17 protein-coding genes are annotated in these 12,698 nt (G+C 37.7%); 2 read left to right on the top strand and 15 right to left on the bottom strand.

Features of this window, described 5'->3' with window-relative positions; all coding sequences use genetic code 11:
- Positions 1 to 180: 180 nt before the first annotated feature.
- From AC4E8C_RS12290 to AC4E8C_RS12275, 4 genes are all read right to left on the bottom strand, one after another.
- On the bottom strand, positions 181 to 816 hold the full coding sequence (locus AC4E8C_RS12290; RefSeq protein ID WP_490212381.1) for a YecA family protein: 636 nt from the start codon (positions 814 to 816) through the stop codon (positions 181 to 183).
- 282 nt (positions 817 to 1,098) lie between these two features.
- Positions 1,099 to 1,860 (bottom strand): GNAT family N-acetyltransferase, encoded by a 762-nt coding sequence (locus AC4E8C_RS12285; protein ID WP_490212380.1) that lies wholly within the window; start codon positions 1,858 to 1,860, stop codon positions 1,099 to 1,101.
- A 17-nt stretch (positions 1,861 to 1,877) separates the two neighbouring features.
- Entirely contained in the window at positions 1,878 to 2,453 is a 576-nt protein-coding gene (locus tag AC4E8C_RS12280; protein ID WP_490212544.1) for an RQC-minor-1 family DNA-binding protein, read from the bottom strand.
- Between the two features lie 15 nt (positions 2,454 to 2,468).
- Positions 2,469 to 2,678, bottom strand: a complete 210-nt coding sequence (locus tag AC4E8C_RS12275; protein WP_490212378.1) for a hypothetical protein — start codon at positions 2,676 to 2,678, stop codon at positions 2,469 to 2,471.
- Between the two features lie 207 nt (positions 2,679 to 2,885).
- Here AC4E8C_RS12275 and AC4E8C_RS12270 point away from each other — a divergent pair, with 207 nt between their 5' ends.
- Entirely contained in the window at positions 2,886 to 3,269 is a 384-nt protein-coding gene (locus AC4E8C_RS12270) for a DUF1398 family protein (RefSeq protein WP_490212377.1), read from the top strand.
- A gap of 95 nt (positions 3,270 to 3,364) precedes the next feature.
- Here AC4E8C_RS12270 and AC4E8C_RS12265 read toward each other — a convergent pair whose 3' ends face one another.
- The 9 genes from AC4E8C_RS12265 to AC4E8C_RS12225 all read right to left on the bottom strand — a co-directional run bounded on the left by AC4E8C_RS12265 (position 3,365) and on the right by AC4E8C_RS12225 (position 10,179).
- The gene (locus AC4E8C_RS12265; protein ID WP_490212375.1) at positions 3,365 to 4,378 is read right to left on the bottom strand and encodes a pirin family protein; all 1,014 of its coding nucleotides are present in this window, start codon (positions 4,376 to 4,378) and stop codon (positions 3,365 to 3,367) included.
- 79 nt (positions 4,379 to 4,457) lie between these two features.
- Complete coding sequence (locus AC4E8C_RS12260; protein ID WP_490212374.1) at positions 4,458 to 5,435, bottom strand: ring-cleaving dioxygenase; 978 nt, start codon at positions 5,433 to 5,435, stop codon at positions 4,458 to 4,460.
- Between the two features lie 42 nt (positions 5,436 to 5,477).
- A complete protein-coding gene (locus AC4E8C_RS12255) occupies positions 5,478 to 6,422 on the bottom strand; it encodes a ring-cleaving dioxygenase (protein ID WP_490212373.1) in 945 nt (314 codons plus the stop codon).
- 54 nt (positions 6,423 to 6,476) lie between these two features.
- The gene (locus AC4E8C_RS12250) at positions 6,477 to 6,917 is read right to left on the bottom strand and encodes a MarR family winged helix-turn-helix transcriptional regulator (protein ID WP_490212372.1); all 441 of its coding nucleotides are present in this window, start codon (positions 6,915 to 6,917) and stop codon (positions 6,477 to 6,479) included.
- Positions 6,918 to 7,209: 292 nt separating this feature from the next.
- The gene (locus AC4E8C_RS12245; protein ID WP_490212371.1) at positions 7,210 to 7,635 is read right to left on the bottom strand and encodes a DoxX family protein; all 426 of its coding nucleotides are present in this window, start codon (positions 7,633 to 7,635) and stop codon (positions 7,210 to 7,212) included.
- 95 nt (positions 7,636 to 7,730) lie between these two features.
- Positions 7,731 to 7,910: a 2-hydroxymuconate tautomerase gene (thmT, locus tag AC4E8C_RS12240; RefSeq protein ID WP_490212369.1), complete on the bottom strand. Its 180-nt coding sequence runs from the start codon at positions 7,908 to 7,910 to the stop codon at positions 7,731 to 7,733.
- Between the two features lie 17 nt (positions 7,911 to 7,927).
- Positions 7,928 to 8,698, bottom strand: a complete 771-nt coding sequence (locus AC4E8C_RS12235; RefSeq protein WP_490212367.1) for a 2-keto-4-pentenoate hydratase — start codon at positions 8,696 to 8,698, stop codon at positions 7,928 to 7,930.
- 25 nt (positions 8,699 to 8,723) lie between these two features.
- Complete coding sequence (locus tag AC4E8C_RS12230) at positions 8,724 to 9,503, bottom strand: DODA-type extradiol aromatic ring-opening family dioxygenase (RefSeq protein WP_490212365.1); 780 nt, start codon at positions 9,501 to 9,503, stop codon at positions 8,724 to 8,726.
- Positions 9,504 to 9,537: 34 nt separating this feature from the next.
- On the bottom strand, positions 9,538 to 10,179 hold the full coding sequence (locus AC4E8C_RS12225) for an alpha/beta hydrolase (protein WP_490212363.1): 642 nt from the start codon (positions 10,177 to 10,179) through the stop codon (positions 9,538 to 9,540).
- Positions 10,180 to 10,357: 178 nt separating this feature from the next.
- Between AC4E8C_RS12225 and AC4E8C_RS12220 the strand changes: the two genes are divergently transcribed.
- Entirely contained in the window at positions 10,358 to 10,894 is a 537-nt protein-coding gene (locus tag AC4E8C_RS12220; RefSeq protein ID WP_490212362.1) for a helix-turn-helix domain-containing protein, read from the top strand.
- Positions 10,895 to 10,986: 92 nt separating this feature from the next.
- Here AC4E8C_RS12220 and AC4E8C_RS12215 read toward each other — a convergent pair whose 3' ends face one another.
- Both AC4E8C_RS12215 and wrbA read right to left on the bottom strand, forming a co-directional pair.
- A complete protein-coding gene (locus AC4E8C_RS12215; protein WP_490212360.1) occupies positions 10,987 to 11,742 on the bottom strand; it encodes a GTP cyclohydrolase II in 756 nt (251 codons plus the stop codon).
- 227 nt (positions 11,743 to 11,969) lie between these two features.
- Positions 11,970 to 12,581 (bottom strand): NAD(P)H:quinone oxidoreductase, encoded by a 612-nt coding sequence (gene wrbA / locus AC4E8C_RS12210; protein ID WP_490212359.1) that lies wholly within the window; start codon positions 12,579 to 12,581, stop codon positions 11,970 to 11,972.
- Positions 12,582 to 12,698 lie beyond the last annotated feature (117 nt).

The raw sequence follows: 12,698 nt of genomic DNA, 5'->3' as shown, positions 1-12,698 counted from the left end.
CTTATATTCTATTTATCTTATTTCCATTCCCATGCGAAATTTTATATTAAATTAATAGAAATGTCTGTGTGGCAGTGGTAAATGAAAACCTAGATATAGACCAAAAAGGCTGTCAGTGACAGCCTCTGAGTGTTGAGAAAAGGTATTCTTCTCGGCAATTTTTTATTTTATTAACTTCTTTTATCGTCCACAACACTTTTTATATTTCTTCCCGCTACCGCAAGGACATGGTTCATTCCTGCCTATTTTTTTCTTCGATGTAAAGTCAACAACATTCTTCTTATTGAATGGTAATGATAATGATTTCTTCTCATGCACCGATAATTCCTGAGAGTTATTTTCTAGAATGAACGGGCTCTTAACTAACTCCTCAGGCATTCCTACAATCCTTTTTCCTTCATTCGTTCCTGTGAAGATGATCCCGTGGCTGCGTAAATATTCTAATTGATGTGCAGTTAACTGTGGATCTTCGATAAATCCACCATTACGTATAATTTCTTTGATCAAGCTAAAACGTTCTTGATCCATATTGGTAAATACCTTTTCAATGGAGAGCGGAATCTGTTCACTTAATAAGTCTACTAATTCCCCTTTTTTTAAGTGGCTGGCGTTTTTTATCTCTAGGCGTTTTCGAATATCAGTTAATTCATCTTTGGAAAGCCTTATGAGTCCCTCCTTAATTGTAAAAGGAACAGAAATATCACTCCACATTTTTAATTCTTGTTTCAATTGAGTTTGTCGAGTTATTTCTTTTAATCCGTCTAATGCGCCTAGTACTTTTTCATCCGTTTCTTTCTCTATGGTGCTATTATTCATGTTGTTCACCTCAAAAAAATATAAGTATGTAATTGAAAAAAATAGTAGAGAGCTCTAATAAACGATTAATAAGCTCTCTTATCCATTGTTTATTATATCAGAAATATATTAATTTGTTTTTCGAAACGGTTGGACCCAGGTTTTGCCTATTTAATTCACAATGAACAATTTGATTTATAGTGTTCAAAACTCTTAAAAAATTATCCTGATATAATATAAAAAAGCGAAATCACATTGGATTTCGCTTTAAATCATTTTATTACCTGCTGTCAATGGTGCTTATTATAACTCTTTTTCGTAAACCTTTTGTGAAAGATATTTAAAGCCATGATACTTATAGTTTTGTCTTTTGTACATTTCTCTAGGGGTATCTTCCCCATCCGCAACTAATATGATGGTCTTATTATAGAATTTTTCCATTACAAACTTCTGCAACCTGCTACCTATTCCCTTTTTCTGAACGCTTTCATCCACAACTAACCCATCGATTTCAGCAGTATGATTACCGATAATAATATTAACTGATCCCGCAGTAGTCCCTTTATACGTGGCAAGCAGCTGCTTGATATTCTGACTATCAAAATTTCGCTTATTTAATTCTCGGCTTTGAATGGCAAAATCACTGCCATACTTTAAATCTAGCTGATACTGAAATTGAAGATAAGTCTCTAGATTCCGTTCAGTCACAGCCTGAATCTCTATATCTGGATTTTCTTTTACAAAAGGAAATTGATCTGGTTGAATGGAATATAGTTCGTGATAACCAATCTCATAACCTGAATGATTCATATAATCAATAAGTCCATCTCCAGGTTTTTCATTCGCGGGAAAATAAAACTTTACATGGTGTTGACCATTTTTTAAATGAAATTCTCTTAAGTAGCTTTCGGCATTTTTAAATTTACTAAGAGTCGGCATATTTTTAAATTCAATAAAATTACTATCATATCTAGTTAACATTTCTGGATAATGAATATGTTTATATTGATCATCTTCAAATACAACTTTGCCAAGTGTATAAATATTTTTAAATGTTATTTGCATGATTAATCATTTCTCCTTTAGTCAATAACTCTTGCCACGTCATGACCACACTTTTGACATTTCCCTTCCAATACAATTCCAAAAGAAATTTCCTTGACAGTGTACTTCTCAATTTTAACAACATCCAAACAAGAACTGCAAAAAACATTCTTTTCTAATTGTCTTCGGGTCTCTGCAGGAATAGACAACCACTTTTTATTTGCGGAAAAAGAGAGGACTTCTTTATTTGATATTTTTTCGGATGGCTCTTCTACTTTCTCCAACTGATCAATCACTTCTTGAATCTTTGTCCTTACTTTTTTACACTCAATTGATTTCCATGCATCCAGGATAGTGATTAACTCCTTATTGTTGGAATCTGCAATCTTATCTAATAAAAGAAGAATTAAGCCACGGTTTCGGTCTTTTAAGGTTTCAACAAATTCATATTTTCTTTGTTCGGCAGCATCTATAAGTAATTCCAATAATTCATCAGCATAGGTCTCTCGTTCAATTTCCCAGCCTTTTTCTGTATACACAAGTAACGGGAGTCTGCCGTTATACTCAATGGCTAAATAATGATGTAGAATCAACCAGTCTATTTTTGCGAGAATCTCTTTTTGCGATATTCAGTGAAATGCTCCGTAAATAGGACTGTCGTTAAGCTCCAGTTCTAATAACTTTTTATCCTTCGAACCAGCTAGAATTTTGGCAAGCAGTGCCCGGTCGCCGCTCATGATTAGATCGTCCGCCCCACGTAAGATGGTTATAATTTCATTGTCTGGCAATGACTTAATTCCGTTTGGATTAAGCTCATATTCTTGTCTTCTTTTCACCATTCTGATCCCTCATTTACTATAACTCAACTACTTCAAGTATAACCATGGATAGATACATTTTAAAGGATTCGATGTTAAAATATGACTTGTTGATAAGGAACTTATCATAAGGGTAACAATGCTTTTTCCCGTATTTTGCATGCTATAACGTAAGAACTAGTTTTACGGTTAAAATGATGAAATAAATCTCTTACTGGAGGATCAATCATGAATGACAAACTAACCGAGAAAGAGTTACAAGACATAATTGAAAGAAGAAGTACGGGAAAGACAAGCTTTGTTGAATTTCTGGAGGAATTATCAAATATCGGGGTTACTCAGTACATGATTAATGCTGGAACAGGTGAAGCCACATACATGGGCGAACAGGCAGAGTTAAAAACAGACCCCCAAGTAAACTTTGTAATTGCAAATGATTTTAATAGAGATCAGGCATTACAAGCAATTAGGAACATCACCATTCCTTTTTTAGACTTTCTTAGAGAGATCGCTAATGCAGGAATAACAAGTTATACTGTAAACATTACCGATAAAAAAGCCATTTACCATGCGATTAATGGTGAAGAAATAGTGGAACCGCTCCAACTTTAAAATTCCACCTACATAAAAAGTGCAAGGCTCCCTCCGAAATGGATAGAGCCTTGCACTTTTTCATATGGCAAAATAGCCTGTTTTGTAGAATATGGTTACCTTTTTTCCACTCTTCCATCGGCATGGCGTGCGAATCTTCCTGACTCACGCTCATTGACAGGATCTGGACGGTCCCATGGCCAGCCTCCAAATTGTGTATTTCGATAATCCCTGAATGCATCGTGAATCTCCTGCTCACTATTCATAACAAACGGCCCATAGGATACGACAGGTTCTTGGATTGGCTCACCCTCAAGGAGCAGCATATAACTCTCAGATGATCCATTGGTTATCGTGATTTCCTGATTACCAACAAGCTTTACTCGATTGTATGATTCAATCGTGGTTTCGTCGATATTTAGTTGATCTCCCTGATAAAAATATATATTTCTAGTCATAGTTGCTGAAACGGACGGCAGGGTGAAGACAGCTTCCGGCTCCATATGAATGACGGAAATCCCAACATGATGATTTTTATCGTTTGCCCAGGAAGCAGTGTTTGGATCTAAACTGGACTTGTCTTTCACTGTGCCGGCTACCAGTCTTACGGTCGTTTTCCGTCCATTAGCATCAACCGATTCTACTACCGGTATATCCTCCGCCCATAACATTTTATATTCAGGATCAGCAAATTTACTTTTTGCAGGCAGATTCAGCCAGATCTGAAAGAACTCAGTTGGATTGCCTTTGTCCTGATTAACGAGAGGAAACATTTCCGTATGCTGGCAGCCCTTTCCTGCTGTCATCCACTGAACATCCCCATTCCCAAATCTTCCTTTGGACCCATAGGAATCAAAATGATCAATCAAACCTTCAAGAACGACAGTTACTGTTTCAAAACCTCTGTGGGGATGGACAGGAAATCCCGGAACCGTTGTGCCGTGATACATTCTAAAACCATCACGCAGCGTAAAATCTTCGCCAAGGTTTCTGCCTGCCAATGAGACGTTAGGTCCCTGCTGGTCATTTCCGGCAGGATACGCATCTTTATGATGGACGGTCATAAGGAACGGATCTTCTGTCTCCCACGGAAATCCCAATTTTTGTATTTTCATGATTTTGTTATTCATTTTTATTGCTCTCCTTTATAAACCACCTTGTTGTGGATTTATGTGTAATAAACAGTAGCCTATTTAGTTGGCCCAAAATTTATTCTTTTACAAATTCCTTCGTACTTCTCACGGTATCAATAGGGCGAACTAATTTTTCTATTTGTTCACGTTTAGGCTCTAAGAATGGAGGCAATGATAATTTCTCCCCAAGGGTTTCGTAAGGTTCATCCCCCATAAAGCCAGGACCATCCGTAGCAAATTCAAATAAAATTTGTGGTGCCACTCTTGCGTATAAAGACTCAAAAAAGTGACGATTAACATAACCAGATGTATGGAATCCAAAGCTGTCCATCCGTTCAATCCACTCATCTAGAACGGAGCGATCCTCTACTCGGAATGCTGCGTGATGCACGGTTCCGAATCCTTGACGTGCAGATGGTAAAACTACATTTTTCTCTACATAGATTTGTGCACCGTTGCCGCCTTCACCAACCTCAAATAAATGCAACGATCCCTCTTGTGCAATCTCTTTAAATAGGAGAACTTTCTCTAATACTTCCTTGAAGTAATCAAATTGTTCAATTCGTACATGGATTGGTCCTAATCCTGTAATCGCAAATTCAAGTGGTATGGGTCCTTTTTGCCATGGTGTACCCGATGTAATCCCTTTATTATTTTCATCGGAAATCAATTGATATTGTTGATCATCGAAATCGACAAAAGATAGTGTCTTCACACCAAATGTTTCTTTAATTCCCGTATGCTTTACTTCTAGACGTTCAAAGCGTTTTACCCAGTAGTCTAATGCAGCATCTGTTGGAACACGGAAAGATGTTTTGTAAATTTCATTTGTTCCATGCTCTCCCTTTGGAATCCCTGGGAAGTCAAAGAATGTCATGTCAGTGCCGGCGCTGCCTTTATCATCGGCAAAGAATAAATGGTAGGTTTGAATGTCATCTTGATTGACTGTCTTTTTAACTAAACGCATTCCTAAAACATAGGTGAAAAATTCATAGTTCTTTTCTGCACTACTTGTAATAGCCGTTACGTGGTGCATTCCTTTTAATTGGTTCATTTTATTTTCCTCCTAGAAAATTCAAATTTTATGGTTAGCTTACTATTCCTCAATCGGTTTTAGATTTTTTTCAATTTCAACTCTACGGTCTTCTAAAAATGGCGGTAACACTAATTTTTCACCTAGGGTTTCGATATCATCTCCGTCGGCGGTGAAACCTGGTCCATCGGTTGCGATTTCGAATAGAATCCCGTTTGATTCACGGAAATAAAGGCTCTTAAAATAGAAACGGTCCACTATGCCAGATGAATGGAAGCCGCGTGCCCGCACTTGCTCTTCCCAATGAATAAGCTCTTCTTCGTTTTTTACACGAATGGCTAAATGGTGGATACTGCCACGGCCTGGTTTTTCAGATGGACCGTCTAAATATTTTACGACGATTTCTCCAAAAACCTCTCCTTTGATGGATTGAAAAATCGCTTCATCATCTGTTCGGCTTACCTCTGTATAGCCAAACATATTTGTAAGGGTGCTTGCCAGTTTATCAAGTCTGCGTACGGTCATTTCCACAGAGCCCATTCCCTGAATTTGATGCTCTGCAGGGACTTGGGATTTTTCCCAAGTTTGCCAGTGCGCTACTTTCGCACCATTTGAGACAAGAAGGACCAACCGTAAACCTTCAGGATCCTCAAAGTGCAGGGCTGGATGATTGGCATAGGTGGTAATGTCACTTTTGGTTACCCCGTGTTGCTCTAATCGTTCTTTCCAATACAATAAACTAGCTTCAGATGGGACAAGTAAACCAATTTTGGTGATCGCATTTGTACCACGATACGTTCTTCCTACTAGTGGAATTTCAAAAAAGGATAATTCAGTACCTGGGCTGCCTGTTTTATCACCATAAAATAAGTGATACATTGATGGATCATCTTGGTTTACCGTTATTTTCACACGTCGTAAGCCAAGCACATCTCGGTAAAAATGATTATTTTGACTGACGTTTTTGGTAATCATGGAAATGTGATGATGTCCTGGAACTTCATACATAACTGTGTCATCCCCTTTCAATTTACTAGTCAAGTGATATGGTGAAAAAAAGGACTATTCATTTTCAATTTTATTTTCAGTATTCTTTTGTAACTTAGTCATTAATATATAAAGTGTTTTCTGCTCTTCTTCCGTAAGGCACTCATTGACAAGGGACGTTTGGAACGTAAGTTGGTGTTCAAATACTTCATGCATTTTATCTTCCCCTTTTGAAGTAAGGGTAATCCATTTGGTTTTCCAGTCCTGCTTACGCTGTATATAGCCCTCTTGCTCGAGTCGAGTGAGCATACGTGAAATCCCACCCTCCGACACCGTTACTTTAACAGCCAGCTGACTTTGGGTGATCGGCTGATAGGTGGAAACTTGATTTAATACATCAAACTGAGCAGCCGTAATATCAAACTGTTTTAAGAACTCATTCGAAAGCAAATTACTTTGATGGGTAAAACGAGCAATCCGCGTCCAAATGAGCGAACCAAGTGTATTTTTTCTCAATATGACTCACTTCCTTTCGTTACTTTCACTTTACACCTCAACTGATAAATACGCAAATAAAATATCTCGAATTAAAAATATTTTTTTAAATGAAATTATTGGAAATGTCCTTTTTGATCTCAGATGAAGGACTAATTTTCTAAAGAGTCTATTAGAAAAGTCCTTCATATGCTTGATGAAGGACTAATCTTCTATAGAGGCTACAGGAAAAGTCCTTCATACCTTTGATGAAGGACTAATCTTCTAAAATTTCTATTTGAAAGTACTTCAAATCACTGAAGTACGGTTGAATTTAAGCTGCTTTTTTTACTTCATTTGAACCCTTTTGAGAAAATAGTTGATCGATTGATAATAATTTGCTCCCGCTGATTGCAAGATAGAGGGCGATTACTAAAAATGCCAAATCTAATTCATATCCTGCCATTTGGCCATTACCCAATAAACCAACGGAAAGTTTTACTTTTAAGATCGCACCAATCATTAAGAATACATACAACGCAGATACATATCTAGTCGCCAAACCAATAATTAACGCGATACCACCAATGATTTCTATTAATGCAACGGCATATGCCATAAATCCTGGCAATCCCAGACTGCTGAACCAGCCTACGATATTTTCAATGCCACCCTGAAACTTTACAATCCCATGAATTAAAAACAATGCGCCTAATGTTATTCGTAAAATAAATGCCCCGATTTCGTTATTAAATTTCATTATAATTCTCTCCTCTTTTATGGTTTTCTTTTTAAATCTTGAAATTGATTATTAGTAATTCGAGATAACTATTTAAAAAAATAAATTACTTTTACTTAACTCTTTGGCAAACCAGCTACACCCCAATTTTCAGGTGGAACGTCATGTAATAATACTCTGATGGTTTCAGGTGAGTTACCTAATGTCCGGCTAACGGCTGCTGTAATCTCTGAAATCAATTGTTGTTTTACTTCTTTCGACCTGCCCTCCAGCATGTGCACCTGTACAATTGGCATATTATACCTCCCGACTTTTAAAGGACCGTTAAATTAATGTTACCCAGCTCAACAAATTCAACCGCAATCGTATCCCCACAACTTACATGAATGGCTTCCGTTATTCCACCGGTCAGGACAGTCATCCCAGGTTCAATACATAGCCCAGAGGAATGCAACATTTTGATCAATTCAACCACTGAACGGACTGGATTTCCCATAACGTCTGAACCTTTTCCTTCTTGAACTACTTTCCCATTTAAACTCATTCGAACCTTTGCATTTTCCCATTGAAACTTATTTGGACTATATGTTTTTTTAGAAAGAAAAAATTTGGCACTGGAAGCATTGTCAGCAACAACATCAATGAGGTTAAATGAAAAATCTTTATAGCGGCTGTCAATGACCTCTATTGCAGTCATTATGCCTTCAGTAGCGTCCCAAACCTCTTGCTCAGTGACATGATCTCCTTCGAGCTTTTTATTAATGAAGAAAGCAAATTCCGGTTCCACCCGCGGATGAATCAAACCTTCCAAAGAAAGTTTCTGATTGGACATCTCCATTGACTTTAGCAATCTTCCGTAAATGGGCTGATTGACCCCTACCGATTGCTGCTTCGCGATACTAGTTAGCCCCATTTTCCAGCCAACCATTTGATCGCCATTTTGTAATTCTTTTTTCATGTTGATTTCTTGAATGGTATAAGCATCATCGATGGTTATAGAGGGATACCGTGTTGTGAATTTCTCCATTTCTACCGTACTTTTTTGATGATGGGAAATTTCATTCGCTATGACAGTTAGATTCATGTTCACTTCTCCATTTTGCATGACATTATTCAAATTGCCAAACGCTGTGACTAAGATTTCCATATCGGAAACTACGATGAAGTAATGTTGCCTTTTGACTGGCATCTGCTGCACCCATTGCATAAAAGAGTGGAATAAAATGTTCCTTCCCGTATGGAGGTACTGCGAGTGATGCATTAGGAGCAAGTGATTCATAGTTAAATAACGATGGTAAATCCCAGCTGCCGAGTTTGTTTGCCAACCAATCATCAAATTCAAGTGCCCATGAATCAGCCTCTCCATTGTCAACCCACTTTACGGCTCTTAAATTGTGAACTGTTCCCCCGCTGCCGATAATTAAAATATCCTTTTCTCTTAACTCTGATAGAGATTTTCCAATGTTATATTGCTCCTCAGGAGTAAGATTTGGATTCACTGACATGGCAATAACCGGGATATCCGCATTCGGATAAAGCATACGAAGAACGACCCAAGCTCCATGATCTAAACCACGAGTGGTATCATTTTTAAAAGAAATACCATTTTTAGTGAATAGGTCCCCTATTTCCTTTGCAAGGTCATGGTTCCCTGGGGCGGGATACTGAATTGTGTATAAGGATGGTGGAAATCCGCCGAAATCATAAATCGTACTATATTGATCGACATTGCTTATTTGTTGAACCTCGGACTCCCAATGGGCAGAAAACAAAACAATTGCTTTTGGCCGAGGAAGGTCCTGACCTAATTGATTTAAAAATTGTGTATAATCGTTATTCTCAATCGCAAGTAATGGTGCACCGTGAGCTATAAATAATGATGGCATCATTTTGATTTTCCTCCCTATTTTCGTATTTAATTAGTTATCTTTGTAAATCATTTAAAATCCAAGATTGAAAATCCTGAAAATTTTGTTCGGTTACGGTGTGCCCGTCTGGATAGGATTTGAAAGTCACGGGAACCTCAAGCTGAGTGAAATAATCAACATTTTCTTTTCCCCACTCATATGGCAGAACCTGATCAAATTTTCCATGTGATATAAACACTGATAACTGCTTACCCGGGTTAATCGTGTATTCTTCCTTAACAAATTGAGGAATATAACCACTAAGTGCTACTACACCTTTAATCTTTCCAAGAGTGAGTGCTAAAGTCATGGAAACAATGGCACCTTGGCTAAAGCCCATCAAATATAATTGCTCTGGGTCGATTTCATAATTGATTGAAGCATGCTCGATAAAGTTAGCTAACCGTTTGATCCCGTCATCGAATACATCCCGATGTGGTTTTCCATAGCCTTCGATCGTAAAGTAGGCAAATCCCGGTCCTTGAGTCAAATGCCCCCTTACACTAAAAATAAAGAAGGAATCCTCAAGACCATTCACAAGTGATAGCATATTTTGTTCATTGCTTCCAATACCATGCATCACAAACAATGCGGGATACTTTTTCCCGGGAATCATATTCTTAGGACGACGAAGTTCATAAATCATGTCAGTCTCCATTCCCAAACCTCCTAGCAAATAACTTGATTTTAAAAAATAATATATTTTTCTTGATGGAGTTTTCTTATATGAATCTTTGTTCTCTAATAAAATACCAAACCTCCCTATGGATTGTCAACGGATTTTTTGTTAATATGAAGTAAAGTTTACTATTAGAAAACTAATTGAGGTGAAAAACATGGATATCGGTTCTAAAATACGTTCGATTAGAAATAGAAAAAAAATAACCATTGCACAATTGTGTGAGGAAACTGGGCTTTCAAAAGGATTTATAAGCAATGTTGAAAACAATAACACGTCACCATCCATCAGTACCTTACAAACGATCGCAGCTTTCTTAAAAGTCCCTTTACCCTATCTTCTATTAGAAAAAGATGAACACATGACGGTTATTCGTAAAAATGACCGAGAAGTAACAACCACTTCGAAGGAGTCCAATTTTAAGGTAGAGCATTTGGCTTCAAGAGGTGGATTAAGCGTTAGATTGGTGGAATTCCCCCCAGGTGCTTCTACTGAAAAAAAGGCGCATGAAGGGGAAGAATGCCATGTAGTCCTCCAGGGAAAAATACTCGCAGAACAAGGAGAAGACTCCTATATTTTAGAATCGGGAGACACGTTCAGCTGGTGCGCAAGTGTCCCACACTATGTTAAAAACATTGGAGAAGACATCGCCAAAGTTTTAATTGCTGTCAATACTGAAAGCTCGGAGCTTTAGTAAAATTCACACTTTAAGCTAGGATCGTTTATACTCCTGGCTTTTTATTTTGTCATCAATAATCCAAGACTAAGACCAAATTGAATTCGTGACTAGTCATTGCAACAGGGATCATCGTCTCTGATGTGACCCGAACGATTTATTTTTGTTTCAAGATATTTTTCATTATACTCTGATACATCGCCCCATAAAGGTTCCCTGCCTAATACCCTTAAGCCAGCGTTTTTTAAAGCATCTAATTTTTTAGGATTATTGGTTATGAGGGTAACGGGTTTGCTTCTCAATGCTTTTAAAACCTGTATCGCGTCACTATAATTTCTTGAATCATCGACAAAACCAAGCGCTTGATTTGCTTCCACCGTGTCATAGCCATTTTCCTGAAGAATATATGCCATGGCCTTACTGAACAAACCAATCCCTCTTCCTTCATGATTGGCTAAATAAAATAAGGCACCGGTACCATGTTCCACAATCATTTTCATCGATTGTTTTAATTGAAATCCACAATCGCACCTTTTGCTTCCAAATATATCTCCAGTATGACAAATAGAGTGCATACGCATAATCGCATTATCGCCATTTTCAAAGTCGCCATAGGCAAGAACACTTGACTGTTGAAATTCGGCTAAATTAATAGAGGATAATTGATCAATAATTCTTTCAAAATCCTCGGTGACTTCATCACAATTGAGCCAGCAATACCATTTGAATTCAACCGTTTCTCCGTACAAATTTACAGGCAGCCGAATCGGTCCAACTAAATAAATTGCCCCCTTTGTAGTCTTAATGAGTTGAATTTTATCTTCTAAAATTGATAAAACTTTCGAATCAAATTGAGTCTTTGCCATTACATCACTCCTTTTCTTTTTATTTTGTACAATTCTAGGAAAAAAAGAGCTGTGCGAGATTGAATTATTATTCAACCGGACACAACTCTTCTATTATTCCTATAGCAAAAAAATGAGCTAACAGCTGCAACTCGGGTAAATAACTCGAATTTTCGCTTCGAACATCTCATTTATAAGTTGGCATAAAGGAGTCAGCAGAATATAATTTCTGCTGACTCCTTTTTAGATTATTGATTACCCTTTTTTACCCATTCTGCAACTGTAACTGTACGTTTTGCTTGATGCTTAACTGCAGCTTGTACATCATCGATCATTTTTCCATCTTCACCGACCGTCACACTTGTTCCATATGGATTACCACCAGCTCCAAATAAAACTGGATCGGTATATCCAGGAGGTGCAATAATGGCACCCCAGTGCATCATGGAAGTGTACAAGGATAACAGAGTCGCTTCTTGTCCACCGTGTGGATTTTGTGCAGATGTCATGGCACTTACCACTTTATTCACTGTTTTACCGCTAGCCCATAGCCCGCCTTGAATATCAAGGAATTGTTTCATTTGTGATGGCATGTTACCAAATCGAGTTGGGACACTGAAAATAATCGCGTCTGCCCATTCAAGATCATCTCCTGTAGCAACCGGCACGTCTTTCGTTGCTTCAACGGTTGCTTTCCACACATCGTTTCCCTGAATGACTGACTCTGGTGCTAATTCTTGTACCTTTAATACTTTTACCTCAGCTCCAGCTTCCTTCGCACCTTCTTCAGCCCACTTAGCTAATTGAAAGTTAGTACCACCCATACTGTAAAAAACTACTGCTAGTTTTACATTTGTCATTGTTTTAATCTCCTTTTCTGAAGAATTTCCAAAGAGCCTGGATAAAAAGCCCATATTTACACCCTCTTTATGATTTCCCTTTTTTCAATATTTTAATTATGTTTTTTACGTTGTTTT

The sequence above is a fragment of the Neobacillus sp. SRL179 genome (genome assembly GCF_984799095.1).
This window is presented reverse-complemented; position numbering and strand designations above follow the sequence as displayed.